Raw genomic sequence first — 26,345 nt, forward strand, 5'->3', positions numbered from 1 at the left:
ATTTAGTCGAATGTTAAAAAATATTAAAAAATATAAAAAAATATCTGAAAAAACTTGCAAAAAAGTTAGAATGCTCTTACAATTATGCTTCTATTATAATAAATAAACAAAAAACAAACTATATATAGTTTATTTTTTTCTATATTATGGTTTATTATATAGATAATAATTAAAAGGATAATTAAATGAAAAAATTAATAATAATAACAAGCATATTAATTATGAGTATAAGCAGCGGATTAATGGCAAAAACAGGATTTAGTTTAGGACTGCTTGTTCCTCTTGGAGCGAGTTTCAGCAGTTTCAGCGGTAATGATTCATCAAGTTTGAAATCGGATGTTGGTTTTGAATTTGGTGTTCATGTTCAGCCTGCTTATTATTTTGGTTTTGAATATTTATCATTTGGACTTGGTTTGGATTTAGGATATAACAGAGATGTATTTGCATTCAAAGCAGCAATTGATGAAAAATCAAGAGGCGGTATTGTTTTTGACAGTTTAATGATAGGAATACTTCCAAGAATAGATGTTTGGTTTGTATCAATAGGGGTAGGAGCAGGAGTAAAAATACCTTTAGGTGGAAGCAGCTATTTTAGAGAAAGCGATGGAGGATATACTTCTCAAGGATATGATTTAAAAAAGATAAGAGAAAATTTTAAAAATCCATACATACCTTATGTTAAGGCTTCTGTTGATTTTCTATTGCCTCTTAATATAGTTCTTGGGGTATACGCTTCTTATGATATACCTTTGGCAGAAACTAAAAATCCATCATTTAATACTAAATTCTCTTCTTTTGATTTAGGTGCTGAAGTGGGATTAAGATTTTAATTAATACATAATTATAGAAGGAGGCATAATCATTGTATTTTTGCCTCCTTTGTTTTTATATAAACTTATAAATTCAATCTTATTCTTTTAAAAAATAAGATTCTTATTCTTGACTTTTACGATGTTATTACATATAATAATACTATCAATAAATAATTTATAAGGAGTTTGGAATGTATACTTCGTTCATAACCAATACAGCCCAGTGCCGTATTTTAACCACCACCTCAAACACCACAGATAATGAAAATATCTTTTTTCAGCTTTCTAAATTCTATAAATCTTTCAAACGTAATCTATCAAAATCTAAGAAGTAATTCTTTTTTTAATAATTCCAAAAAACTAATTTTTAATATAATTTTTAATTTTTTAAGTAATATTTTATAATTGTTTAAAAAATATTAAGGCATATATAATAATGAATAATTCTATAATATCAGAAAATATTCTTTTGTCTATGAAAGACTTTTTAATAGATTTAAGGAGAGACTTGCATTCGCACCCAGAACTAGGCTTTGAAGAGTTTAGAACATCAGAAAAAATCTCTTCTATATTAAAATCATTAAATATTAGTCATAAAACAAAAGCAGCAAAAACAGGTATAATAGCAGATATTGAAGGTGAGGATAAAAACTTTACTATAGCATTCAGAGCTGATATGGACGCTTTGCCTATGGAAGATAATAAACAAAACTGTTCATACTCTTCAAAAAATAAAGGAGTATGCCATTCTTGCGGACATGATGTGCATATGACAGTATTAACAGGGGTGGCTAAGTATTTTTCAGAAATAAAACCTCCATGCAATATTAGGCTAATATATCAGCCTGCAGAAGAGACTACAGGCGGAGCTTTGCCTATGATTAATGAAGGAGCTTTAGAAAATGTTAATGCTATTTACGGACTTCATGTACGTCCGGAAATAAGAGTAGGACAGGTAAGCACAACATACGGAGCAATGTATGCTAGTTCTAATATGTTTGAAATAAATATAAAGGGCAAATCAGCACATGGAGCTAAATCATATAACGGGGTTGATCCTATAGTAGTATCTTCTCATATCATAACTCAGCTTCATAGTTTTATTTCTGCATTTACAGATCATACTATAAGACTTCATGTAGGAAGCATAAACGGTGGAACTGCAGGCAATATAGTAGCTGATAATGTAAAAATGAAAGGTATTATAAGAATGCTGTGCGATGATGAAACTAGAAATAAAAGATTAAAAATGATAGAGAATATTGTTGTAAATACATCAGAAAGTTTTGGGGCTTTGGGAGAATTTATTAATATACCGTCTTATCCTGCTTTGATTAATCATGATGAGGCGGTTAATATTGTTAGAGAATCAGCTTCAAGTATTCTAGGTAATGAAAACTGCCTTGAAGAAAATGCCAACATGACAACTGAAGATTTTAGTTATTATCTTCAAAGGGTAAAAGGTGCATTTTTTAGTTTGGGTGTATCAAATGATAAAATAAATGTTCCTATTCATAATGGGCTTTTTGATATAGACGAAAATGCGATTAATATAGGGGTAAAAATACAAATACTTAATGTTTATAATACATATAAAAATAAGGATTTTTTTATATCTTAACATAATTTATTTTTTAATATTTTACTATGGTAAAAAAATAAAATGCAATATATAATTAAAGGAGATTAAATATGTCATTATTTGAAGGAGCAGGTGTAGCTTTAATAACACCATTTACAAAAGATTACAAAATTAATTATGAGAAATTAGAAGAGCTTATTGAGTTTCATATAGCAAATAAAGCAGATGCTATTGTTGCAGCAGGTACCACAGCAGAAAGTGCCACTCTAAATTTTGAAGAGAGAATGGAGGTAATCAAATTCTGTATAGACCGAACTAAAAAAAGAACCTTGTTAATAGCAGGAACTGGAACTAACTCTACATCTATGGCAGTGGAGTTTAGCAAACAATCTTATGAATATGGTGCTGATATAGTAATGGCAGTAACTCCATACTATAATAAAGGTAATGAAAGCGGACTTATTGATTATTTTACGCAAATAGCAAATAGTGTAAAATGCCCTGTTATAATGTATAATGTTCCTTCAAGAACTGGAGTTAAATTACCGCTTAATGTCATTAAAACTTTATCCGAAGTTCCTAATATTCAAGGTATAAAAGAGGCAAGCGGAGATATTGGATATGTGGCTGATATTGCTAATATTGCCCCTAAATTGGATATTTACTCTGGAAATGATGATATGGTTACCCCAATGATGGCTTTAGGTGCTAAAGGTGTAATATCTGTTACAAGCAACATTATACCTAAAGAAAATCATGATATGGTTATGAATTATATTAACGGAAATATTAAAGAAGCTGTAGAAGCACAGATTAAATATATAGATTTGATAAGAGCTATGTTTATAGAGGTTAATCCAGTACCTATAAAAGAAGCTATGAATATGATGGGTTTTAATGTAGGTGAATGCCGCTCTCCATTAGGTCCTTTAAGTGAGAAAAACAGAGAGCATGTAAGACAAACACTTAATAAATACGGATTAATAAAATAATTAATAAAAAATATAAAAAACGGAGTAAAAAATATGAAAATAATGATACATGGAACAGGAGTGATGAGCTCTATGTTAAAAGAAGTTATAGAAAAAGATGGAGAGTTTGAAATATCTGCCTTTGTTGATGATTTTACTGATGAAAAAGGCGACATGATAATCGACTTCTCTCATTTCTCTAGGCTTCCAGCTATGATAGACTATGGTGTAAAAAATAATATACCTATGGTTATCTGTACTACTGGTTATGATGAAACTGTACTTGCAAAAATAGTTGAAGCTTCTACTCATGTGCCTATAGTATTATCTTCTAATACTTGTATAGGTATGAATTTGATGAATGAAATTGTTGCTAAAATTGCACCTCTATTAACTGGTTTTGATATTGAAATTATAGAAACTCACCATAATAGAAAAGTGGACTCTCCAAGCGGTACTGCTAAAAGTCTTTATAATGTTATTAATGATGCTTTGGATAATCAAATGTCATTAGTTAATGGAAGAAATGGTTTGCATATAAGAGATAAAAAAGAAATAGGAATACATTCTGTAAGGGGAGGTTCTGTTGTAGGAGAGCATAAAGTTATTTTCTTTGGTGATGATGAAATTATAGAAATAAAACACACTTCTACTTCAAGAAGAATATTTGCTAATGGTGCTGTTAAAGCTGCTAAATTCCTTATGGGTAAAAAACCGGGTCTTTATAGAATGAAAGAAGTTTTGTCATAAAACAACTAATAATAATTCAATAATACCGTTACTAAGCAGAAAATTTATTTGAGGAGAATAGTAAAATGGATATGTTAGAAAAGTCAGAAGATATTATTGCATATATTAAAAATTCTAAGAAAAAAACACCAGTAAAAGCATATATAAGAGGAAATTTACCTAATAATATAGTAACAAATACAAGCGTAAAAATTTTCTCATCTGGTAATTTCCACTTTATGGTTGGAGAATATGAAGAGATACAGAATATACTAACAGAATATAAAAAATTTATAGAAGACTGCTACTTGGAAAATGACAGAAGAAATTCTGGAGTTCCTACTTTGGATTATTCTACTGTTAATGCTAGAATTGAGCCTGGTGCTGTAATCAGAGATAAAGTAAAAATCGGAGATAATGCTGTTATAATGATGGGAGCTATTATCAATATAGGTGCTGAAATAGGCGAGGGTACTATGATAGATATGGGAGCTGTTTTAGGCGGACGTGCTATTGTGGGTAAAAACTGCCATGTAGGTGCTGGTGCTGTACTTGCTGGTGTTATTGAACCGCCTTCTGCTAAACCTGTTATTATAGAAGATAATGTTGTAATAGGAGCGAATGCCGTTATTATTGAAGGCGTACATGTGGGTAAAAATGCTGTTATTGGTGCTGGTGCTGTTGTTATAGAAGATGTTGAAGAAAATCAGGTGGTTGCGGGAAATCCTGCTAAAGTTATAAAAACTAAAGATGAAAAAACTGCTGATAAAACTAAATTGGTAGATGATTTAAGAAAATAATTTCTTTTTACAATTAAAGCCTCTATCTCTTTATAGGGGCTTTTTATATGGGGATTAGGTCAGATTTTTTCTTAAAACATATTGGTTTATAATTATTTTTTACAAATATAAAAATATATAAGTTATAAATATATATTTAATATTTATGAGGATTAATATATGATTATTATAAAAAGAAAAATAATTTTTATATTTATATTATTGATATTATTTTCTTTTAATCTTTTTGCCAATTTTAAATTTGGAATTAGTCCTAGACTTGGTGCAGATATAAATATAGCTGAAACAAGAAATTATAACAGCGTATTATTAGATCCAAGATTAGATATAAATTTTCAAATAGGTTACGGATTTAAATTAAGTGATATTAACTTATTAAGCGGTATAGATCTTTTATTTGATTTTGGTATTAATGAACATATGATATCTGTAATTGATAAGAATACATCTTTAATTAATAGAGTAACTTCTTTGGGAATATATACAGGGCTTGCTTTAAAATTTGATTTAAGTAAAAACAATCAAAATTTTCTTGTAGGTATATCTTCAGGAGTACAGTTTAATCCTTTAATAAATACAGATTATAAATCAGTTCCTATATCTCCTTATATAAGATTATCATTTGAAAGAAAATTTTTTGAAACTGAGAAAACAGATTTTATTGCAGGTATTCATTTTTACTATGAGAATATGATTTTTAATGTTAATGATATGAATAGTCTATTTTCATACCATAGTACTAAACAATATCATTCAGTAGGTTTAATGTTTAGTTTTGGATTTTTCTTTGAGAATAGATAATAAACAAGTTAATGATAATTAAATAAAAAATATAAATTAATTAAGGTGCTTACTTAAATAAAGTTGGCACCTTTTTTTATTGCATTATAATTATTATTGGGAGTGTTGGTGGGCTTAGAAAATCATAATCTAAAAATAGTTAAACTTTTTTATAATAAAAATTGACAAATTAAATATTTTTGGTAAAATATATAGATTATTATATATAATATTATTGTATATAATATTATATCTGAATATCGAATATATTAATTAAAAAAATACCTATGGAGAAAGTTATGGAACTCAATAAAAATATACTTCAAGTACCTTACTCTCTTATAAGGGAACTTACAGAAAAAGCACAAAAAAAAGAAAATGCTATAATGCTTACGATAGGCGAACCAGACTTAATGCCTCCAAAAGAACTTATTGATTACGGCTGTCAGTATGCTCAAACACATGCTCTAACTTATACTCAGTCTGGCGGAAGCGAGCATTTAAGAAGTTTAGTTGCAAAGCACTATAATAAATATTACGGCTCTGATGTTAATGCTAATAATGTTACTATGCATATAGGATCTATGGAAGGTATATCATCAGTATTTAGAACTATACTTAATATAGATGATGAAGTTATAATACCTACTCCATTTTTCTCTCCTTATGAGCAGGCTGTAAAACTTTCTTACGGTAAGCCAGTATTTTTGGATACTAGAGATGATCATTTGGTATTAAAGCCAGAAAATATAGAAAGAGTTATTACTAATAAAACTAAAGCTATACTATTCAGCAATCCGGGCAATCCTTCCGGATATATGCTAAAAAAAGAGGAGATGGATGAGCTTGTAAAATACTTTGAGAAAAAAGATATTTTTATTATAGCTGATGAAATATATTCTGCTATATCATTTTATCCTTTTACATCATTTGCTTCATATCCTTCAATAAAAGACAAAGTTATAGTATTAAATGGTTTTTCAAAATCGCATTCTATGACTGGCTGGAGAATAGGATACAGTATAGCACCTGAAGAAGTAAGAAAATATATAGTTAATGCAAGCTTTAACAATGTAGGAAGTATGGTTTCTCTTTCATGTGCTATAGCAGAGTATGCTTTAGAAAACTATCCTATAATAGAGAGTTTCAGAGATATTTATAAAGAACGTGCCTTCTTCTTAGCCAAAGAATTAAACGATTTAGGATTTGATGTGATAGAGCCGAGAGGAGCATTTTATTTATTTGTAGGCTATTCTAAATTTTCAAATGAGCCTTCACTCGATTTTTCTCTTAAGCTTTTAGATAATACAGGAGTTGCTGTAGTACCGGGTGTTGCTTTCGGAAGTGAAAATTATTTTAGAATAGCTTTAACTCAGGATATACCTTTATTAAAAGAAGCTGCTAAAAAAATAAAAGAGTTCATAACTAAATAATAAATATTATTAAAGCAAAGTGTATATATATTATATACTTTGCTTTTTATTTTTTAAAAACTAAATATTTAAGAAAATATAAAAAAATAATACTATTTAATAGTGAATTAATATGCATTCATTTTATAATTAATAATTTTTTATTTATAAGTAAACTAATACATACTTTTTTGATATAAATAAATTAAAATTATCTTATTGTATTAAGTATACGATTTCTTAGTCCATCTCTATATTTTTTGATTGGAATAAACCATACTATCTTGTCAATCGCTTTTTTTATAAAATTTGATAATCTGTTTAAACTATTATTTATTGAAATATTTCTATTGCTAATAAAATAAATATTATCTTTCATTATATCTATTTCCTCATAGCCTACATTATAATATTTTTTTTCTGCATTGTTTAAAAACATCTTAATCTCTTTAAAATAATTTATTGTCAATTCTCTTGATTCAGACAAAGCATCTTTATATATATTGCATCTATCTATATCATTTAATATATTTCCTGAATATTCTACTGGTTTGTATTTCAAATAATCAAACTTATTTGCAAATTTTCCATATACAATTACTTTTTTTTTCATCAATGTTGCCCAATATGCAGCATGATAAGAATTTGTTAATATTATATTTGAAGTTAATATAAAATTAATAATACTTTCTATGCTATCACAATTTTCTATAGTTTCATATTCATTAAACACCTTTTTAAATGATAAATGTTTTATTACTCCAATATCTCTTTTAATTAATCTATAATTGTTATCAAAATATGGTATCATACAAGTAGCACAAGGTATATATCTTACTTTAGATTCATGATTATAGTCTCTAATTGACAATAATTTAACTCTATCTAATCTAATATTTTCATTTATTTTTCATATGGTCTTTTATGAAAACCTAATGACCAAAATATAACATTATCAGATAAATCTAATACTTTATTTATATTATAATTAAATAGCTCACAATTATCTAATAATCCGCCGCCTCCTATAATAACAGTATCTGATTTTTTTATAATATCAAAGTTAATATTTGTAATATTATGTATATGAATGTTGTATTTATACAATTCTTGAAAAAAATTATAATATCCGCATAAAGTATCACCGGTATTATTATAATCTATATAATGTATATAATGCAGCATATATATATTCCTTTATTAAAATAAAGACCGCCTACTATAAAAGCAAGCGGCCGTTTTTATTTTTTATTCTAATTCTTAGCTTTAACTAATTATAGAAGAGGACTTTCATGCATAGCTTTTAAGCGATACCATCTTCTATCAACTTCTTTTTGGAATGCATCAAGTAAGTCTTGATGTTTAAGAAGGTGTTTAGTTTTACCCATCATTTTAAGCCATTCAGTAACAGGCTGTTTTTTATCATCAGCTACCATATTAGTGATAGTAGTGATACCATGTTCTATTTCATACAATGGGAAGAAACAGCAGTCAACAGCAGCTTTGATAACATCTTTACCCATGTCATCTGGAGATTTCCAGTTTAATGGACAAGCAATAAGAAGTTTAACAAAAGCAGTACCATGATGGTTAGCATACCATTGAGCTTTAGCAGCTTTTTTAACTAAATCTAATGGATAAGCTTCACAGCCGGTAGCAACATAAGGGATATGACATCCAGCAAATATTTGAGCTACATCTTTGTGGTTGAATTGTTTACCAACTTCAGCTTTACCAACGTTAGAAGTAGAAGTTCTGTGTCCCAATGGAGTAGAGAATGATAATTGGTTACCAGTGTTCATGTATCCTTCATTATCATATTCTAATATAATCATTTTGTGATTTCTTATAGCAGCACCAATAGAAGGTCCCATACCTATGTCATGACCGCCGTCTCCAGTAACCATTATGAAAGTAGGATCTTCTGGTCCTTCGATTTCACCTCTTCTTTTTCTTTCATGATACATTTCTACTATACCAGAAAGAGTAGCAGCACCATTTTGGAACAAGTTGTGAACATAAGTAGTTCTGTAAGAGCTGTAAGGATAACCTGTAGTAACAACCATAGAACAACCAGTATGTACCAAAAGAACAACTTCGCCTTCTATACCTTTCATGAAAGTATTGATACCAGAGAAAATACCGCAGCCGTTACAAGCACCATGACCTTGAGCATAACGATAAGCTTTACCAGTTAATTCTCTAAGAGGAGGAGTTTTAACTTCAAGTTTATGAGTTTGTTCATTCATAGTAACAGTGATGCCGGATTTTTGGCTTTCCAAAGTAAGAGGTTCATGTATAGGTTTCATTTTAACATTAGGATCGCCCATATATTGTTCTAAGTAAGAATGTTTTTCTACAGAACCTGGATTAGCTAATTCTTTCAAACCTAAATCGAATAATTCTTTAGCTTTTTCCAAAGTAAACTCAGTACCGCCAAGACCATAAACTCTGCTAACGATAGAAGATTTGTTATTAGGATCATTTTTAAGAGCAGCTCTGATTTCGGTAGACATATTACCGCCCATACCAGAGTATGAATCTTGTCTGTCTCCTACAACAACTACTTTAACATTAGCAAGTAATTTTTGTAATTCTTTTTCTGGGAAAGGACGAATTTGAGTAATAGCAAAAGCACCAATTTTAAGATTAGGATTAGCTTTTCTCATTTCATCAACAGCCAAAGTACCAGTTTCATAAGCAGAACCGCAAAGCATTAAAGCTACTTCAGCATCTTCCATATTGTAAGTTTCTATAGGAGAGTATTTTCTTCCAGAGAAAGAAGCAAACTCTTCAAATACATCTAAAATTATAGCACGAGCATCTTCTAAAGCTTGAGAAAGCTGTAATTTACTTCCTGTTAATTCATCTTCATTCATGTAAGGTCCGATTGTAACAGGATTTTTTCCAGGTTCAACAGAAGTAACTTCTGGAGTATATTTACCTAAGAAATCCTGAACATCTTTATCATTTTTGAATAGGTGAATTTTTTTCTTTTGGTGAGAAGTAAAGAAACCGTCAGAAGAAACTATAATAGGTAATTTAGCTCTTTCAGCGATTTTCAAAGCAAAGATATTGAAGTCATAAACCATTTGAGTAGTATGAGCCATAATGATAATCCAACCAGTGTTAAGAGCCATCATTATGTCGGATTGGTCACATTTAATGTCTAGCGGACCAGAAACTGTTCTGTTTACAACATTTAATACCATAGGGAATCTAGTACCTGATTGTACAGGTAATTGCTCCATAGCAAAAAGAAGACCGTTAGCAGAAGTAGCATTAAATACTCTTCCTCCTGCAGTAGCAGCACCGTAACATATACCTGCAGCACCATGTTCACCATCACCAGGTATCATGCATACTGTGTGTCTTCCGTTAGCTTTCATTTCGTCTAAGTACTCAGCAATCTGAGTAGAAGGCGTAATTGGGTAATAACCCATAACGTGATAATTGATTTGAGCGGCTGCAATGGCTGCTAATTCATTACCACTTTCAAGTATGTTTTCTTGTTCAGCAAGATTATATTTATTAGCCATTTATTCGCTCCTTATTATTTTTTATAACGACTGTATGTAAGTTCTGGTACATTGCATTCTGCTTCTACTTCAATTCTTAAAGCTTGTTCTTCTTTAGGATATTGTTTAGCAGCATAAGGTCCTTTAGGACAAGCTCTTACGCATTTTAAGCAGCCTTTACAATATTGATAATCAATACCCATCATATTCATAGCTATTTTGCTTGCATCTTTTCTGTCTGGTCCTTTTTCCCAAACTATACAAAGGTCTGGACAAACAACTTCACAGTTAGCACAGTCAATACAGTTTTTAGGATTGAATACTGGAATATGACCTGTACGAGTTACTTGTAAATCTTTTAGAGTAGAGTTGCCAGCGGCACTTATATAACCGCCTGTCAATTGGTTGTTTTTACCATAAACAGGTTCTGGTTTTTTATAAGGTATATAAGGATATTTTCCGTCTGCAGGGAAATCTTTAACTACAGATTCGCTTCCGCCTTTTCTGAAAGCTTCAATATTAGGTTCTACTAATTCAGCTTTTCTTCCGCCGAATTGTTTTCTGATTTGCTCTTCAAATTTAGCAGAATCTATAAAATCAAGCTGATTAACCATAGCACCCATTATGATAGTATTAGCTGCCTGAGAAGGAAGTTTTAAATCATTAGCGATTTTTATAGCATCAACACAAACTACTTTACCGCCATGTAATTTAGCAAAGTCTCTTGCTTCATCAGGAGTTTTATTAGTATTGAAGATAACAATAGCATCTTCTTTAACACCAGCTAAAGTAAGTGGGTTTTTAAGAAGATTCATGTGGAATACTGCCACAACATGTGGTTCTTCTACAGTAGAGTTCACTCTAACTTCTTCTTCTGAGAATCTTACAAAAGATTTAACAGGTGAACCTTTTTTTTCTGAACCATAGCTAGAGAATGCAGCACCATAGAAACCTTGTGATAAAACGCCTACTTCTGCAAGCATTTTACCTGCACTATTAGCACCCATTCCACCGATACTTTCGAGACGTATCTCGAAAAAGCCTAAATCATTGACTTTTGGGAGTTTCACGATTTTTTTCTCCTTTATTTAAATTAAAATGAGATTTTGGGAATAACATTAAAAGTATAAATTTTAATATACTGTCAACGTTTATATATTGTACTACAAAAAAGATAAAAGTCAAATTCATTATAGTTATTTTACTATACAATGTATTTTTTTCCAAAAAAAATATTATTTAAAACAAAAAATACTATATATACGTATAAAAATATGAAAATAATTTGACATTACATATTTAAAATAATATACTAATAGTTATACTATTCAAAGAAATAAGCCCATATATAAATAAGGATTATCTTATGAAAAAGAGATTTAACAGCTTATCTGTACAAATTCCAATAGTCGTAAATATTTTTATAGCAGTTCTTCTTTTTGTATCCATTTTTACTTTATTAAAAATGTCAAGCAAAGCAATAGACGATGCTTCATACAATGGATTTGCAACTACTATAAAAGGATACTCTACATTTTTTGATTCATTAGTTGAAAATCAATTAATATTATCAGACACGTATTCATCTTTTACATTTGTTATAAACTATATGCAAAATAGAAATGCGGAAGATGAAGCTAATATGCTTTCTGTATTAAAATTAATGTCTGCTAAAAATCCGTATGTAAAAAGTTTGGCATTGCTAGAAAAAGACGGAACAATAATGAATAACTCCGAAGGTAATAATACCGATGTAGGAAAAAATGTATCTAGTTTATACTCTGATTTATGGAGAAAATATGATGCTGTAAAAAAGCCTACTCTATCAGATTCTATATATAAAGACTCTGATGGAAAGTGGATTACTGTTATTATATCTCCAATAACTTCAAGGACTGATAATAGTTACTTAGGAGGATTATTAGTAGTATTAGACTGGCAGAAAGTTATAGATGAAGTATCTGAAACTGCAGGAGAGGTTCTTACTCATTGGATAAGATTATGGGTATTTAATAAAGATACTTTGCTTGTAATGCATAATGTGCCTAGCGAGGTTGGAAAACTTGCTCCTGTAGAAGTAAAAACAATTGTTAATAATACAGAAGGAAAATTGGAATTCCAAAATGACGGTATGACTAAAGTATGCTTGTATACAAGTATTAAAAATCAGCCTTGGAAAGTAGCTTTCTCTATGCCTCTTAGCTTTATAGAACAGGAAAGCTCAAGAATATTAAAAGTAGGTATTGTAATAGGGGTTGTAGGAATTATATTAAGTTTTGTAGTAGGTTTCTTGTATATAAGGAACTTAATGAGCCCTCTAAAGATACTCGTTGAAGAAGCTGAAGAGATGTCTGAAGGTAAATTTATACTTAGACAATTTAGATTTAAGAAAAATGAAATAGGTGATATTGCTTATTCATTTAAGCATATGAGAGATGCTTTATCAAAAATAATTAATGAAGTTAATGATACTTCAGAAAAAATAAATAATGCAGCTTTAACTCTTACTAATGGAAGTGATGACTTATCTTCAAGAACAGAAGCTCAAGCTGCTAGTCTTGAAGAGACTTCATCTGCTATAGAAGAGATGGCTTCTACTATAAAATCATCTGCTTCGCATTCTGTTGAAGGAAATGATATGATGATGGCTTCTAGGGATGCAGTTGAAAATGGTGCTAATGTAATTGCCGAAACTACTAAAAATATAGAAGAAGTTTATGAAGCAAGTGAAAAAATAAAAAATATTACTAAAACTATAGAAGACATTGCATTTCAGACTAATATACTTGCTCTTAATGCTTCAGTAGAGGCAGCACGGGCAGGTGATCAGGGAAGAGGTTTTGCTGTAGTAGCAAGCGAGGTAAGAAACTTGGCTCAAAACTCTCAGGCTTCTGCTAAAGATATAACTTTGCTTATAGAAAATATATACGATAAGATTAATAAATCTGCAGAAACAGCCAGAGAATCACAAAAGATATTTGATGATATACAATCAAAAATAGAAAGCACTGCAAAAATAATGCAGGAAATAAGTACTACAGCAGTAGAACAGCAGACTGGAGTAGATCAGGTAAATATTGCAGTATCAAAGATAGATGGTATTACTCAGCAAAATGCTTCTTTAGTTGATGAAACCAGTACATCTGCTAAAGAACTATTAGAACAGGCTCAAAATCTAAAACAGATTATGACTTTCTTTAAAATGGACTAAATAATCATTTTTTAATATTTTATGTAAAAGATTTTATTGACTATAGTTATTTTATAGTTAATAAAATCTTTACTTTTTGCACGTTTTAAATTATTATTATTGCTAATAAAAATTGTAAGTATATGATAAAAATAACTTTTTATACATGCTATACATGCATTTTTTATATTTATCTTTCCAAAAAATCTTTATTTTGATAATTTTATTTTAGGATTATTTATGAAAAACAATATCACAATAATAACATCAGTTATAATAATTTTATTATCTTCTTATGTTTTAAATGCTCAATCAAAATATACAAATGCTATAATGCCGCCGCTTCCAAATGCATTTGATATGTTTATAGGAAGAGAAGGTAACAATGAACTTCCGCAATATATAAAGCCGGATTATTTTAGAGATGATTATAAAAGAACTTTGCCAAATCCTAATGATACTAATTTAAGTTTCTTTCAAAAATACCCATTAGAATTTCATTTAACTACAACTTTTTCATATGCCATACTTACAAATACTTTTAATATGAGAGATACATTTGCTACTATTGGTCAAACATTCCATAATGATTATATACAATTTACTGGTTTTATAACAGCATTCGGATATTTTGATACTCATAACCCAGACACAAAATACGGATATATAAAAGGAAATGCAGGGCTTTATGACGGTGGAGTACAGGCTATATTTGTTGATAGAATATTAGTTTCTGCTAGAGGAAGAGCTGCTTTTGATATAAATACTACTACTTTTATGTTAATGCCTCACTATTATGACACTACTTTAAACCCTGCTAATATTGATACTCCAGACTATTATATACCTCAAGTATTAAACGGACCCGGTATAAGAGTTGGATTTATCGGCAATCATTATGAACTTGCATATTCTCAGGGAGATTTCAGACATAGTATTCCTAAAGCATTTTTATTTAGATTTAATATACCGAATATTGAGTTCAGATTTCTTTATGAACATGAAAACAGAAGAGAACCTGAAAATTATCATATATCTTTATTTGATTCTCTTGTTCAGGCTTCTGCTACATTCAGATTTCCGCTTATGAATGAAACTATTTGGCTTAATGCTATTGCTGAATACACTTGGAGAGAAAATGATGCTCATTATATACGTTTGGAACAGGGTTTTGAATGGTATATGTTAAACATTGCTTTGAGAGAAATGGTGCATATAAAAGACAGAGAAGCTAAGGTTTATTTAGAATATGCTGTATTCGGTAAGTTCAAAGCCGGTCCTGCTGAATTTAATCTTGGTTTCCAAGGCTCTACTGACGGAAGATATTATATAGCAGGAAGTGCAAAATTATAAAAACTTGTAACTATATTTTTTATAGTGTATAATATACTGAAAATAATTTTTTATATTAAGGGGGATATAAAAATGAAAAGAACTGTATATACTGTATTAATATTGCTTATAATATCATCATATATTTTTGCAGCATCAGTTGCTATGAGTGAAGTTCCTAGAGCTGCTATAACATTTGCTGATACTTATTTTGCTGATTATTACTTATTTAGAGCTACTGAAACCGGAGGAAGCTATACACTTATATTTAAAGGCGGCTTAAAAATATATGTTAATGGAAGCGGAGAATGGAAAACTATAAGCGGGGGAGGCGATGAAATATCTATAGAATATGTTGAAGATAAAGTTAAAAATACAGTAAAAAAGCAATTCCCTAATGAAAAAGTTATACAAATTCAAAAAAGAAGCAAAGACTATAAGATTCAATTTAAAAATAGAAAAAAAATCACTATAGATTTTGAGGGAAATATTAAATAAATTGATTATATATAGTATAAAAAGTTTTATAAATCTGCAAAAGTATAATGATAGCTTACAATTAAATGACTTTTATAATGTATAAAAAAAATATTATTAAGTCCGATAATATATTCAATTATAAGTATCGGATTTTTAAAATGAATAAAGTTTATATTATATCAATAATAACCTTATTATTTGTTCTTTCCTGCAATACAAAAAAAGAGAGCAGACAGTATAGATTAAATATTAAAGAAGATGCAAATAATATAATAGATATTAAAAGCAGAGAATTTAATGCTATTGATTTAATAAAATCCAGCTCATTTACATCATATCCTAACATAAAAATAGAAGAACTTATATCTCCGTTTAATACTGTAGAATGGCATGACTTCATAGCTGAAGATGATTATATGCGTTATATAGATATTATAGGAAGATACAATACAAACGAGTATATAATACAATTTCAAATAATAGATCCTTACAGATGGGACTTATATGCATTTGAAATAAACAGTACTCCATACCAAATAGATTTAGTAGCAAGCAAATTATACGAATTATACACAAATAAATAATTTTATTATTATAAATAATATAAAAAAACACTGCTTTTTATAAAAAATAAAAGCAGTGTTGAAATTTCAAATATTATTCTTAAAAATTAATTAAATGCTAAAGATATGCTTCCTCTTTTTATATCTATAGGACCTGCTATGCCTCTTGATAATTTTATCTGTATAGCCTGACTTCTGTCTATATCATCACCTGTGGTCCAAGCATTTTTTTGCGGCTCAAATATTCCTACTGTGGTGCCTGTTCCTGTTCTTTTTCCTAAAAATACTTTAACGTCATAATATGTTACAATTATACCTTTAGTACCGTTTACAGTTTCTTCTGTTACTTTTAAAGGTGCCGATATAGATGAACTTTTTATTTCCTGTTCTGTCATGTTTTCAACATCTTTTCCGCCCAAAACATAATAAACTTTATCATTAAGCTCTACGGCCTGTATTTCTTTGTCCGCCCCGTAAACTGTAACTTTCATTTTTGGAGTTTCTTCTCTAGTAACTGTTTCTTCTTTTTTATCTTCCTTTACTGTATTATTATTATCATTTTTTGGCTTAATAGTTTCGCACCCAATCATTATAATCATCAAACCAATAGCAATAAAAACTCTCTTAAACATGATGCCTCCGCTTACCGCTTTATATAAAATTATGAACTATTCTAATATCGGAAATTATTTTAGTAAAATTAAAATAATTTTTACATTTTATACTTGAATAATGTCATAATAAATCTATACTTAATATGTATAAACAAATATTATTCAAAATCATAAAATATTTTTTGTAAAGGATTCAAAATGCAAATTTCTGAAAGCAGATATGATAGTATGATATACAGCAGATGCGGAAAAAGCGGATTAAAACTTCCTATAATATCATTAGGACTTTGGCATAATTTTGGTGCTGAATGCGGATACAGCAATATGAAAGAAATGATTAAAACAGCATTTGATAATGGTATTACTCATTTTGATTTGGCAAATAATTACGGACCTCCTTACGGTTCTGCTGAAATTAGTATGGGTAAAATATTAAATGACGGATTATCTAAATATAGAGATGAACTTATTATAAGCACAAAAGCAGGATATGACATGTGGGAAGGACCATACGGAAACTGGGGAAGTAAAAAATATCTCATAGCAAGTATTAATCAAAGTTTAAAAAGACTCAATTTAGAATATGTTGATATATTTTATCATCATAGAATGGACCCTGAAACTCCTTTAGAGGAAACTATAGAGGCATTAACAAGAATAGTAAAAAGCGGAAAAGCATTGTATGCAGGGCTTTCCAATTATGACGGAGCTAATTTAGAAAAGGCTTCAAAATTATTTTATTTAGCAAATGTACCTTTTATTATTAATCAAAACAGATACTCTATATTTGACAGAACAATAGAAAATAACGGTCTCAAATTAAAATCCAAAAAATTAGGAAAAGGTATAATAGCATACAGTCCATTGGCACAAGGTTTATTGACAGATAAATATTTAAACGGCATACCTGATGACAGCAGAATAGCTGCAGACGGAAGGTATTTAAAACGCGATGCCATAACAAGAAAAAAATTAGAGCAAATAAAAGATCTTAATGATTTGGCATTAAAAAGAGGGGAATCATTAGCACAAATGGCTTTAAGATGGGTTTTGAAAGATGAAGAAATCACAAGTGTGTTAATAGGAGCATCAAAACCTAGTCAAATTATAGAAAATTTAAAAATAATTAATAAAATGAATTTAACTGATGAAGAGATAAGAATTATTGATGACATTACTCTTTAGTGTTTTTTGATAACTTTATTATTTGTATAATTATATTTTAGCCGCTGCAATAAAATTATAACAGCTGGATATTTTAAACATTTTAATTATAAACTGCTATTATTTTTTATTGGAGCATGAAGTATTATAATATTATAATTATGAAATTTGAGAATGTATATTAGTTTATATAATAAATTTTTTATTTGATTTTTTTATTTTTTTGTATAATCTATAATATTAAGCAAAATAAAATAATAGGAGTTCTTTATGATTTACACTGTAACATTAAATCCTGCTGTGGATTACTATATGGATATGAATAAATTGGAAGAAGGTGAACTAAACAAAGTAAATAATTCATATACTTTGGCGGGAGGAAAAGGGATAAATGTTTCTAAAGTATTAAAAAATTTTGGTATTGAATCTATGGCTTTAGGATTTTGCGGAGGATTTACTGGAGAGTATATAAGAGCGGATTTAAATAAGTATGGAATTAAAGATAATTTTATTTTACTTGAAGAAGATACTAGGATAAATGTAAAAATAAAAACTGAAAAAAAAGAAACAGAAATAATGGGGAAATCTCCTAAAATACTTGAGAAAAATATAGAAGCATTACTCTCTATTATTGATAATATAGCAGATAATGATATATTAGTGCTTTCTGGAAGTGTGCCTAGCTCTGTAAAAGAAGATATTTATAAAGATATTATAAACAAAACAAAATCAAAAAATAATGTAAGAGTAATAGTAGATTCAAGAGAGAATGCTTTTAAAATAGCAGTGAAAGAAAAAGTTTTTCTTACTAAGCCTAATAAAAAAGAATTGTCAGAGTATTTTGGAAAGGATATACGTTCTGTATATGATATAATTGTTTATGCTCAGCAATTAGTAAAAGACGGAAGCGAAAATGTTATAGTATCATTAGGGAAGGAAGGCTCTATTATAGTTAATAAAGATGAGGCATATATAGGAAATGCTCCAGATGGAGAGCTTGTAAGTTCTGTGGGTGCTGGTGATGCTATGGTGGCAGGTATTGTATATGGAATAAGCCAAAATTTAAGTATAATTGATGCTTACAAGTATGCTATAGCTTCAGGAACTGCTACTGCTTTTAGTGAAGGGCTTGCAACATTTGAAAGTATGAATAATTTGCTTGATAAAGTAGAAGTAAAAAAGATTAATTTGCAGTAAAATTATAAGTTTATTTTATAGAGCAGAAAGCTAAATATAAGTTTTCTGCTCTTTTTATTTTAATATGTAAACTATTTTCTGTGTTATGTAAACTAAAAGTGTAAAAAAAAATTATATTATATGTATTTCTTATTGATTTAATGATAAAACAATCATAATATATATTAAGATTGTAAAGGCGGAGTAATAAATAATATGATAAAAAAAATTATAATAGCTGTGGTAATTGTTATTAACTCTTTTGTACTTTATGGAGAGTATTATAGTATAAATGAGTGGTATTTAGTTGAAAAGACAGACCCAATAACAGATGATAAAGAGATATCTATTTTTATTAAAAAACAGGAAGAAAACAGCTTAAATTTCAATACCTTGATGATAAAAATTGATAAAAACTCTATTAATATAAACCTATATACGCCTTCTATTGTATTTAAAAAAAGATTTAATAATGAAGATAAAATAACTATTGTATATCGTTTGGATAAAAATGAGCCTAGAACAAATATATTAAATAAATACGGAGAAACAGAATTTTATTCCTTATCCTATGATAAGGAAGCATCTTCTGAGAAGAGTATCATATTATTAAAAGAGCTTTTATCACATAATGTTTTGGCTGTAAGGGCTTTTGAAAATATTGATAATGTAAGGCACACATATACTTATGTTTATGATTTAAATAGATTAAAAGAACTTATTCTTACTGCCAATTTTGATGATACTATATTAGAAAATTATAAATCAGAAATAGAATCAATTATAGTAAATCAGCAGAATAATTCAGATTCACAGAAACAAACTGATGAAATTTACAATGAAGGTAAACAAACAGATAAAACTAATCATAAAGAAAATATTTATTTGATAGATGATATTAAATATGATGTAATATAAAATTTATTATTTTTATCAATATAAAGCCCATTAAGATATAGTTCTTAATGGGCTTAATTATTTGCTTTATTAAAAAATATAGTTGTTATCTTAAATTAACAGCATTGCGGTATAAGAAATTTTTTCTGTCATTAGCATATTTAGCTTTAGAAGAAGTAGGGTATTCAGCTAAATACTGATTGTAAGTTTGATATGCTTTATCAAAATCTCTTGTATTATTATCGCCTTTTTCATATACTTCAGCTAAAAGAAGTATAGCATCTCCGCGTTTTGAAAACTTATTATTTCCTTCTAAAGATTTCTCTAATATAGGAGCAGCATCAGATATTCTTCCTAATGTTTTTAAGCTGTCAGCAATCTCATAAGCTGCATTTCCATACATAGAAGTAGAAGAATATTTATTCATAACATCATTAAAATAAGCAATAGCCTCATCATGTTTATTTTCTGATTTTTTTACAACCCCCATAGAATAAAGAGCTGCTGCTTTTTCATTATTATTAGCATTTTCTAAAGAAGATGCCTGTTTATACATATCAAAAGCATTGTTATAGTCTTTATTTTGATTATAAATATCACCTATTCTAAAATAGCTGTAAACAGAATATTTTGATTTAGGGTATTGGCTTATTACATTGCTGTAAGTGCTAACAGCATTATTATAATCTTTGATATTTTTTAAATCTTCTGCAGATTTGAATAGAGCTATAGTTTCCGGATTAGATTCAACAGGTGCTTTAGCCTGAGTATTTTCTCTAATAACAGAAGGTTTTTTTATAACAGATGACTGCTGATTAGTAGAAGCAGTATTGTTTTGATTAGTAGTATTAGCTTCATTAGTCATAGTTGTATTAGTAGATACAGTATTGGTAGATATTGTATCATTTGTCATAGCTGTATTAGTAGACATAGTATTAGCAGATACTTCGTTAGTCATAGCTGTGTTAGTAGATACAGTATTAGTAGATATTGTATCATTTGTCATAGTTTCGTTATCAGGTTCTAATATGGCATTAGTTTCCATAGCAGCTATTCCCTGACTATTAGTTACATTTATAGTATAGAAATATTTTCTTATTATATTTTCTTCATTATCTACTTGGAAGTCTAATTTTCCTATTCCAGCAGTTAAAGTTCTGAATGTTAAGAAAGCATTAGTTTTATCTCTTGTAAATCTTACAAAGTCCAAATTAGTAGAGTAGCTTGTTATACGTATATATCTGTCGAAATTTGTAGCATTTAGTTTTATAGAAAAGAGGGTATTTTCTGATAAATCTACAGTTTTTACTAGGTCTTTTTCTAAAGGTCCGCCTTTAACACGGGCAGAAACTGTTTCATTAGTTACTACTTTATCGTCCGGCTTAACAGTGATTGTTTCCTGAGCAAATACTGCTTGGAAAATAGTAAACATAAGTAACATACTAGAGCATAAAAAAACACGCATAAGTCATCTCCTAAAAGTTAGTATTATTTTTTTCGGCTTTCTGTGTAATTCCTTGAGTATTTAAGCTCATCGAAATCCAAGTTGTTTTTTGTAGAAAGCATTTCCCCTTTTAAAATTTTTTCTTCGTCTTCTTTAATAATATTAATAGCTTTTGAGTTTTCTTCTTCCGGAGTTAATGGTATAACTTTCGGCTTTGAACAGGAGCCTATTAATATTCCTAATAGGATAGTTAATAAAACCCAGACAAAAATAATGGCGAAGAATAAAATTTTCTTTGTTTTATAAAAATCTTTTACCTTTTCGAGCATAAGATTAATACCTCTATAAAATTATAAAATATAGCTGAAAATTTGCAATAAATTTCATCAAATTTCAGCTTGTAAAATATAATTTATTAAAATTTCTTAAAAAATACTATAAAATTTCGTATGGTTTTTATTAATTTTTAGTAAAAAAAAACATTTACAAGCATTTTACTGAAATTTTAAGTTTTTCATATTTTTCATTCAATTAAGCCTCACATGTTATACTTAAATTTACTTCTTTTGGAATTTGTAAAAGTTTCAGTTTAGGGAGAGTGTAAAGTAATACTAAATCGCACTAATTATATTTTATATTCAGTATAAAATACAGACTTTTTCTTAACTATGATATTAAAAACAAAATATGAATTTATTTTTGACAAGTTTGTATTTGTTTATGTATACTGTTTTTCTATTTATGTAACCGATTAATTAAAATTTTTCTTACTTTTCTTGCATATTTATTAAAAATTTAATATTATATTTGCTATGAAGCATGATTTAAAATCTGATTTGGACAAACTTAAAAACAGAGGTCTTCCATTAGAAGAAGATATTATTTCTCTTAGAGATAAATCATTAAAAGAACTTATATATTGTTTAAACGATAATGATGCTTCAGTAAGAACATCAGCAGCTATTAATTTAAAATATTATGCCGATAAGGCGGCAGATTATTTATTATTTCGCTTGTTTGAAGAAGATAGTCTATATACTAAGATAGCTATATGTGAGACTCTTGAAGCGGGGAATATTGATACAGCTAGAAAGATGGCTGAATATCTAGGAAAAATTGGCAATAATCAGTATAAAAAATTGCCGAAAAAAGTATCATCAAAAAAATCATATCCTCTGCCTAGAGATATAATAGCTAGAATTTTAGCAAAGATGAATGCTTATATTGTACCTGCATTAATAGAGGTTTTACAAAGCGATGATTTACTAAAGATTTATGAGGCAATAGATTCTTTTGGATATATGTGTTTTTATAATGAAACTTTACAAAATGAAAAAAATATTGAGTATATAATTAATCTAATAAACAAATATAAAGATGATAAACTTCTTATATGGAAGTGCTTAACTTGTTTATCAGCATTTAATTTAGAAAAAAGCAGAGATATATTAAATAGTTTTATCAGTAAATATGGTTATGAAGATATTTTATTTTGGGAAGCTATGAGGTCTTTGAATATTTTAAATAGAAAATAAATATTTAAAAAAATCTATTAAATGATATAATAAAAAAACTTTTACTATTTTTTAGGGTATATAAATGAAATTAACTATAAAAAATTTTGCCAGAATAAAAGAAGCAGAAATAAATATAGACGGTATTACTATAATAGCAGGCGAAAATAATACAGGCAAAACCACAGTAGGAAAAGTTTTATTTTCTTGTTTTAATTCATTTAATAATCTTGAAAAAGAAATATATTTAGATAGAGAATTTTCTGTACAAAAAGAATTGTGTAATTTACATGATCTATTGGTGGAATATAAAATTAATAATTATGAAGAATATGGATCATTAGAATATAAATTAGATGATATGTCAGATAATTTATATTCTATCTACATTAAGTCTAAAAAAAATATATATGATATTCTAATAGATAATTTAAAAGGATATATAGATTTAAAAGATAAAAATATAATTGATTATATAAAAAAATCATCTAAAAAAATAGAGGAATATATTAATATATCAGATGAAAAAATAGCTTATGAAAAAATAGAAAAATATTTCAATGAAATGTTTAATAATCAAATAAATAGCAGAATAGAAAGAAATACTATAGCAGAAATTAATATATTAGATTTATGTTTTAAATTCAAAGATGATGAATTTATAGAAACAAATTTAAATTATCATTATGACAGAAATATATATTTTATAGATAATCCTTTTATTTTTGACAGAAATGATTATTTCTATTCTTTGTCTATATCAGAATCACATTTAATCAATAATATACTGCATTCAGAAAGGCAAAATACATTAGATAAAATTTTAGCAGAAGAAAAATTAAAGAATATATATGATAAATTATCATATGCAGTAAATGGTAAAATTGTAGAAAAAGATAAAGACTTTTATTTGGAAGAAGATTTTTTTTATGAGCCTATATCCGTACATAATTTATCAGCTGGACTAAAATCTTTTGCTATTATAAAAATGCTTTTAGAAAGAAATGCATTAAAAGAAGATGATATACTAATATTAGATGAACCCGAAATACATCTTCACCCAAAATGGCAGCTTTTATATGCTGAAATAATAGTGCTTTTACAAAAAGAGTTTAACATATATATTTTAATAACAACTCATAGCCCTTATTTTTTAGAAGCTATAGAAATGTATTCTAAATCACATGGCATAGAGGAAAAAACTAATTATTATTTGGCAGATATAGAAAATAAGCATTCCGTTTTTAAATTGGTAAATGACAGTATAGAAGATATATATAATATAATGGCTCAGCCTATAGAGAAGCTGGAAGATTTGCAAAATAGTTTTAAATAATAATTTTTTATAAAGTAATTTTTTATTATGAAACAAGATATAATAGATAGTCTGCCTGATATATTAAAAAATAATATAGATACACTTAAAAATACTTCTTCAGATACTGATAATAATTATTATATGACAGATAGTGAACTAACTGTTATAAATTTTGATAATACAGCAAAGTCTTATAAAGAAGAAAAATGCCTGAGTTATTTACCTGCTTCTAATGATTGTTTATATATTGCAGATAGCAGCCATTTGTATTTTTTAGAGTTTAAAAATGGAAAAATTGATGAAGATAATATAAAAACAAAAATATATGACAGTTTATTTATATTATCAGATATTAAATATAATGACGGACATAAATATATAAATAGTATAGTAGAGTTTTCAAAATCAAGTATCGAATATATATTGATTTATAATATAAAAAAACATGGAAAATTGAGTTTTAATAATCATTTTCAGCAGAGGGCAAATAAAAAGACTAAATTATATGGCGGTGTATTAAAATTAAAAGGTTTTTTATTAAAAGATATTAATTTTTATAGTGAAAATGAGTTTAAAAATAAATTTGTTAATAAGTTTAATAAATGAGGTTGTTTACACTTGATAGATTAATCATTTCAATGTATTATCCTATATTAAAAAATTACATTAATTATAGATTATAGGTTATTATAAAAAATAATATAATAAAGTAAAGGAAAACATATGACTTATCCTGAATTTTTTACTCCGTTCGTATTTCCGCCAAGCATACCTATATTAGGGGCTATAAGATGGTACGGACTTATGTATATAGTAGGTATTGTAACTTCATGTATAGTTTTATATTTTGTGAAAAAAAGAGGCTGGATAAAATTTAATGCTGATGAAAAAAACGGCGGTATATATGATATGGTTTTTTATGCTGCTGTTGGTGCTATAGTAGGAGCTAGAATAGGTTATTTTCTTTTTTACTCGCCAAAGAGTTTTTTAACGCCTTGGGAGATAATAGGTATTAATATTGATAACGGATTTACTTTTACTGGTTTTGCTGGAATGTCATTTCATGGCGGATTTATAGGTATGTTTATAGCATTATTTATATTCAGCAAAAAGTATAAATATGATTTTTATAATATTACAGATAACGGAACTCTTCCTGCGAGTTTATGTTTATTTTTTGGAAGGATTGGCAACTTTATGAATGCCGAACTTTACGGACGAGTTACAGATTCTTTTTTAGGCATGAAATTTCCATTGTATGATGCGGTTGGCGGTTATGAAAGATGGGCTTCTATGTTTGAGGCTATAAGACCTTATACTGAACCTAGACACCCTTCGCAGTTATATGAGGCTTTTCTTGAAGGGATTGTTCTTGCTCTCGTTTCTTTTTTAATAGGATATTTAAGCGAGAAAAATAAAAAAATAAGACCTGGTACAAGACTTTGGGTATGGATTTTGCTTTACGGGCTTTTCAGAACTTTAATAGAACAGTTCGCACGAGATATTACAGAATGGACTGTAGGACCAATTACTGCAGGTGCTATTTATTCTGTGCCTATGGTGATAATAGGGGCTGTTATGCTTATATATATTTACACAAGAAAAGATAACAAAGATAATAATGCAGCACTTGAAGTGAATACAAAAGAAGCAAAAAAGAATAAAAAGAAATAAATTTATGATAGATTAATAAAAAAATAATAAAGTCTAGTATGATAATAAAAACATATTAGGCTTTTATTTTGTTTATATAATTCATTTTCAGTAATATTTTATTATTTAAATACTGTTTTTGTTTTATAATGCTATTTGTATCTATTATACGATAATCCGAATATGCATGCTGTTTCTGCTTCATTTGATAATATTTCTTTTGCTTCTTTAATTTTTTCTTTTCTGTTTTATACATAATAATTAGCTCCTATTAACTCTTTATTAATATTATAAAGTAATGCTATGACAAAAACCGTCATAAAAAGTGTAATTTTTTAAGTATTATTATTAATCAATTTATTTTCAAAAAATATTGCAAAAATTATAATACTCATA

Annotated in this window: 26 protein-coding genes; 18 read left to right on the forward strand and 8 right to left on the reverse strand. The window is 28.0% G+C overall.

Going from position 1 to position 26,345, the window contains the following annotated elements:
• The first annotated feature begins 185 nt into the window (after positions 1–185).
• The 7 genes from BMUR_RS08840 (at position 186) to BMUR_RS08870 (ending at position 7,107) form a co-directional block, all read left to right on the forward strand.
• Entirely contained in the window at positions 186–830 is a 645-nt protein-coding gene (locus BMUR_RS08840; RefSeq protein WP_013114228.1) for a hypothetical protein, read from the forward strand.
• A 418-nt stretch (positions 831–1,248) separates the two neighbouring features.
• Positions 1,249–2,433, forward strand: coding sequence for a M20 metallopeptidase family protein (locus BMUR_RS08845; RefSeq protein ID WP_013114229.1), 1,185 nt, complete (start codon positions 1,249–1,251; stop codon positions 2,431–2,433).
• Positions 2,434–2,504: 71 nt separating this feature from the next.
• Complete coding sequence (dapA, locus tag BMUR_RS08850) at positions 2,505–3,386, forward strand: 4-hydroxy-tetrahydrodipicolinate synthase (RefSeq protein WP_013114230.1); 882 nt, start codon at positions 2,505–2,507, stop codon at positions 3,384–3,386.
• A 33-nt stretch (positions 3,387–3,419) separates the two neighbouring features.
• Complete coding sequence (gene dapB / locus BMUR_RS08855) at positions 3,420–4,115, forward strand: 4-hydroxy-tetrahydrodipicolinate reductase (protein WP_013114231.1); 696 nt, start codon at positions 3,420–3,422, stop codon at positions 4,113–4,115.
• A gap of 65 nt (positions 4,116–4,180) precedes the next feature.
• A complete protein-coding gene (dapD, locus tag BMUR_RS08860) occupies positions 4,181–4,894 on the forward strand; it encodes a 2,3,4,5-tetrahydropyridine-2,6-dicarboxylate N-acetyltransferase (RefSeq protein WP_013114232.1) in 714 nt (237 codons plus the stop codon).
• 159 nt (positions 4,895–5,053) lie between these two features.
• A complete protein-coding gene (locus tag BMUR_RS08865; protein WP_013114233.1) occupies positions 5,054–5,695 on the forward strand; it encodes a hypothetical protein in 642 nt (213 codons plus the stop codon).
• Between the two features lie 278 nt (positions 5,696–5,973).
• Positions 5,974–7,107, forward strand: coding sequence for a pyridoxal phosphate-dependent aminotransferase (locus BMUR_RS08870; protein ID WP_013114234.1), 1,134 nt, complete (start codon positions 5,974–5,976; stop codon positions 7,105–7,107).
• Positions 7,108–7,297: 190 nt separating this feature from the next.
• On the opposite strand, the gene BMUR_RS08875 is transcribed toward BMUR_RS08870, so the two are convergent.
• From BMUR_RS08875 to BMUR_RS08890, 4 genes are all read right to left on the reverse strand, one after another.
• A complete protein-coding gene (locus BMUR_RS08875) occupies positions 7,298–7,957 on the reverse strand; it encodes a hypothetical protein (RefSeq protein WP_041750001.1) in 660 nt (219 codons plus the stop codon).
• Between the two features lie 32 nt (positions 7,958–7,989).
• Positions 7,990–8,271 (reverse strand): hypothetical protein, encoded by a 282-nt coding sequence (locus BMUR_RS08880; protein WP_041750002.1) that lies wholly within the window; start codon positions 8,269–8,271, stop codon positions 7,990–7,992.
• Positions 8,272–8,360: 89 nt separating this feature from the next.
• Entirely contained in the window at positions 8,361–10,625 is a 2,265-nt protein-coding gene (locus BMUR_RS08885) for a thiamine pyrophosphate-dependent enzyme (protein ID WP_013114235.1), read from the reverse strand.
• Between the two features lie 14 nt (positions 10,626–10,639).
• Positions 10,640–11,674, reverse strand: a complete 1,035-nt coding sequence (locus BMUR_RS08890) for a 2-oxoacid:acceptor oxidoreductase family protein (protein ID WP_013114236.1) — start codon at positions 11,672–11,674, stop codon at positions 10,640–10,642.
• A 296-nt stretch (positions 11,675–11,970) separates the two neighbouring features.
• Here BMUR_RS08890 and BMUR_RS08895 point away from each other — a divergent pair, with 296 nt between their 5' ends.
• The 4 genes from BMUR_RS08895 to BMUR_RS08910 all read left to right on the forward strand — a co-directional run bounded on the left by BMUR_RS08895 (position 11,971) and on the right by BMUR_RS08910 (position 16,190).
• On the forward strand, positions 11,971–13,815 hold the full coding sequence (locus BMUR_RS08895; RefSeq protein ID WP_013114237.1) for a methyl-accepting chemotaxis protein: 1,845 nt from the start codon (positions 11,971–11,973) through the stop codon (positions 13,813–13,815).
• Between the two features lie 219 nt (positions 13,816–14,034).
• Complete coding sequence (locus tag BMUR_RS08900) at positions 14,035–15,147, forward strand: hypothetical protein (RefSeq protein WP_013114238.1); 1,113 nt, start codon at positions 14,035–14,037, stop codon at positions 15,145–15,147.
• A gap of 72 nt (positions 15,148–15,219) precedes the next feature.
• Positions 15,220–15,624, forward strand: coding sequence for a PepSY-like domain-containing protein (locus BMUR_RS08905; RefSeq protein WP_013114239.1), 405 nt, complete (start codon positions 15,220–15,222; stop codon positions 15,622–15,624).
• A 140-nt stretch (positions 15,625–15,764) separates the two neighbouring features.
• Complete coding sequence (locus BMUR_RS08910) at positions 15,765–16,190, forward strand: hypothetical protein (RefSeq protein ID WP_013114240.1); 426 nt, start codon at positions 15,765–15,767, stop codon at positions 16,188–16,190.
• A gap of 86 nt (positions 16,191–16,276) precedes the next feature.
• On the opposite strand, the gene BMUR_RS08915 is transcribed toward BMUR_RS08910, so the two are convergent.
• Positions 16,277–16,801 (reverse strand): hypothetical protein, encoded by a 525-nt coding sequence (locus BMUR_RS08915; protein ID WP_013114241.1) that lies wholly within the window; start codon positions 16,799–16,801, stop codon positions 16,277–16,279.
• Positions 16,802–16,981: 180 nt separating this feature from the next.
• Here BMUR_RS08915 and BMUR_RS08920 point away from each other — a divergent pair, with 180 nt between their 5' ends.
• The 3 genes from BMUR_RS08920 to BMUR_RS08930 all read left to right on the forward strand — a co-directional run bounded on the left by BMUR_RS08920 (position 16,982) and on the right by BMUR_RS08930 (position 20,041).
• Entirely contained in the window at positions 16,982–17,968 is a 987-nt protein-coding gene (locus BMUR_RS08920) for an aldo/keto reductase (protein ID WP_013114242.1), read from the forward strand.
• 249 nt (positions 17,969–18,217) lie between these two features.
• Complete coding sequence (gene pfkB / locus BMUR_RS08925; RefSeq protein WP_013114243.1) at positions 18,218–19,144, forward strand: 1-phosphofructokinase; 927 nt, start codon at positions 18,218–18,220, stop codon at positions 19,142–19,144.
• Between the two features lie 195 nt (positions 19,145–19,339).
• Positions 19,340–20,041 carry a hypothetical protein gene (locus tag BMUR_RS08930; protein ID WP_013114244.1) on the forward strand — a complete coding sequence of 234 codons (702 nt, stop codon included), beginning with the start codon at positions 19,340–19,342 and terminating at the stop codon, positions 20,039–20,041.
• Between the two features lie 85 nt (positions 20,042–20,126).
• Here BMUR_RS08930 and BMUR_RS08935 read toward each other — a convergent pair whose 3' ends face one another.
• Positions 20,127–21,485, reverse strand: coding sequence for a tetratricopeptide repeat protein (locus BMUR_RS08935; protein WP_013114245.1), 1,359 nt, complete (start codon positions 21,483–21,485; stop codon positions 20,127–20,129).
• 23 nt (positions 21,486–21,508) lie between these two features.
• Entirely contained in the window at positions 21,509–21,793 is a 285-nt protein-coding gene (locus BMUR_RS08940; RefSeq protein WP_013114246.1) for a hypothetical protein, read from the reverse strand.
• Positions 21,794–22,276: 483 nt separating this feature from the next.
• Here BMUR_RS08940 and BMUR_RS08945 point away from each other — a divergent pair, with 483 nt between their 5' ends.
• The 4 genes from BMUR_RS08945 (at position 22,277) to lgt (ending at position 25,970) form a co-directional block, all read left to right on the forward strand.
• Complete coding sequence (locus tag BMUR_RS08945; protein WP_013114247.1) at positions 22,277–22,999, forward strand: HEAT repeat domain-containing protein; 723 nt, start codon at positions 22,277–22,279, stop codon at positions 22,997–22,999.
• 64 nt (positions 23,000–23,063) lie between these two features.
• Positions 23,064–24,314, forward strand: a complete 1,251-nt coding sequence (locus BMUR_RS08950; protein WP_013114248.1) for an AAA family ATPase — start codon at positions 23,064–23,066, stop codon at positions 24,312–24,314.
• A 27-nt stretch (positions 24,315–24,341) separates the two neighbouring features.
• The gene (locus tag BMUR_RS08955; protein ID WP_013114249.1) at positions 24,342–24,902 is read left to right on the forward strand and encodes a hypothetical protein; all 561 of its coding nucleotides are present in this window, start codon (positions 24,342–24,344) and stop codon (positions 24,900–24,902) included.
• A gap of 117 nt (positions 24,903–25,019) precedes the next feature.
• Positions 25,020–25,970 carry a prolipoprotein diacylglyceryl transferase gene (gene lgt, locus BMUR_RS08960; RefSeq protein ID WP_013114250.1) on the forward strand — a complete coding sequence of 317 codons (951 nt, stop codon included), beginning with the start codon at positions 25,020–25,022 and terminating at the stop codon, positions 25,968–25,970.
• A gap of 55 nt (positions 25,971–26,025) precedes the next feature.
• On the opposite strand, the gene BMUR_RS08965 is transcribed toward lgt, so the two are convergent.
• Complete coding sequence (locus BMUR_RS08965) at positions 26,026–26,205, reverse strand: hypothetical protein (RefSeq protein WP_013114251.1); 180 nt, start codon at positions 26,203–26,205, stop codon at positions 26,026–26,028.
• Between the last annotated feature and the right edge of the window lie 140 nt (positions 26,206–26,345).

The organism is Brachyspira murdochii DSM 12563, assembly GCF_000092845.1.
GTDB classification, from domain to species: Bacteria; Spirochaetota; Brachyspiria; order Brachyspirales; family Brachyspiraceae; genus Brachyspira; species Brachyspira murdochii.

Excerpts from the sequence above, each read along its gene's own strand:
- BMUR_RS08880 (WP_041750002.1), bottom strand. The coding sequence starts at position 8,271 with ATGCTGCATTATATACATTATATAGATTATAATAATACCGGTGATACT.
- BMUR_RS08840 (WP_013114228.1), top strand. The coding sequence starts at position 186 with ATGAAAAAATTAATAATAATAACAAGCATATTAATTATGAGTATAAGC.
- pfkB (WP_013114243.1), top strand. The coding sequence starts at position 18,218 with ATGATTTACACTGTAACATTAAATCCTGCTGTGGATTACTATATGGAT.
- BMUR_RS08870 (WP_013114234.1), top strand. The coding sequence starts at position 5,974 with ATGGAACTCAATAAAAATATACTTCAAGTACCTTACTCTCTTATAAGG.
- BMUR_RS08935 (WP_013114245.1), bottom strand. The coding sequence starts at position 21,485 with ATGCGTGTTTTTTTATGCTCTAGTATGTTACTTATGTTTACTATTTTC.
- BMUR_RS08910 (WP_013114240.1), top strand. The coding sequence starts at position 15,765 with ATGAATAAAGTTTATATTATATCAATAATAACCTTATTATTTGTTCTT.
- BMUR_RS08895 (WP_013114237.1), top strand. The coding sequence starts at position 11,971 with ATGAAAAAGAGATTTAACAGCTTATCTGTACAAATTCCAATAGTCGTA.
- dapB (WP_013114231.1), top strand. The coding sequence starts at position 3,420 with ATGAAAATAATGATACATGGAACAGGAGTGATGAGCTCTATGTTAAAA.
- BMUR_RS08865 (WP_013114233.1), top strand. The coding sequence starts at position 5,054 with ATGATTATTATAAAAAGAAAAATAATTTTTATATTTATATTATTGATA.
- BMUR_RS08885 (WP_013114235.1), bottom strand. The coding sequence starts at position 10,625 with ATGGCTAATAAATATAATCTTGCTGAACAAGAAAACATACTTGAAAGT.
- dapD (WP_013114232.1), top strand. The coding sequence starts at position 4,181 with ATGGATATGTTAGAAAAGTCAGAAGATATTATTGCATATATTAAAAAT.
- BMUR_RS08965 (WP_013114251.1), bottom strand. The coding sequence starts at position 26,205 with ATGTATAAAACAGAAAAGAAAAAATTAAAGAAGCAAAAGAAATATTAT.
- BMUR_RS08915 (WP_013114241.1), bottom strand. The coding sequence starts at position 16,801 with ATGTTTAAGAGAGTTTTTATTGCTATTGGTTTGATGATTATAATGATT.
- BMUR_RS08900 (WP_013114238.1), top strand. The coding sequence starts at position 14,035 with ATGAAAAACAATATCACAATAATAACATCAGTTATAATAATTTTATTA.
- lgt (WP_013114250.1), top strand. The coding sequence starts at position 25,020 with ATGACTTATCCTGAATTTTTTACTCCGTTCGTATTTCCGCCAAGCATA.
- dapA (WP_013114230.1), top strand. The coding sequence starts at position 2,505 with ATGTCATTATTTGAAGGAGCAGGTGTAGCTTTAATAACACCATTTACA.
- BMUR_RS08940 (WP_013114246.1), bottom strand. The coding sequence starts at position 21,793 with ATGCTCGAAAAGGTAAAAGATTTTTATAAAACAAAGAAAATTTTATTC.
- BMUR_RS08955 (WP_013114249.1), top strand. The coding sequence starts at position 24,342 with ATGAAACAAGATATAATAGATAGTCTGCCTGATATATTAAAAAATAAT.
- BMUR_RS08950 (WP_013114248.1), top strand. The coding sequence starts at position 23,064 with ATGAAATTAACTATAAAAAATTTTGCCAGAATAAAAGAAGCAGAAATA.
- BMUR_RS08945 (WP_013114247.1), top strand. The coding sequence starts at position 22,277 with ATGAAGCATGATTTAAAATCTGATTTGGACAAACTTAAAAACAGAGGT.
- BMUR_RS08845 (WP_013114229.1), top strand. The coding sequence starts at position 1,249 with ATGAATAATTCTATAATATCAGAAAATATTCTTTTGTCTATGAAAGAC.
- BMUR_RS08920 (WP_013114242.1), top strand. The coding sequence starts at position 16,982 with ATGCAAATTTCTGAAAGCAGATATGATAGTATGATATACAGCAGATGC.
- BMUR_RS08930 (WP_013114244.1), top strand. The coding sequence starts at position 19,340 with ATGATAAAAAAAATTATAATAGCTGTGGTAATTGTTATTAACTCTTTT.
- BMUR_RS08905 (WP_013114239.1), top strand. The coding sequence starts at position 15,220 with ATGAAAAGAACTGTATATACTGTATTAATATTGCTTATAATATCATCA.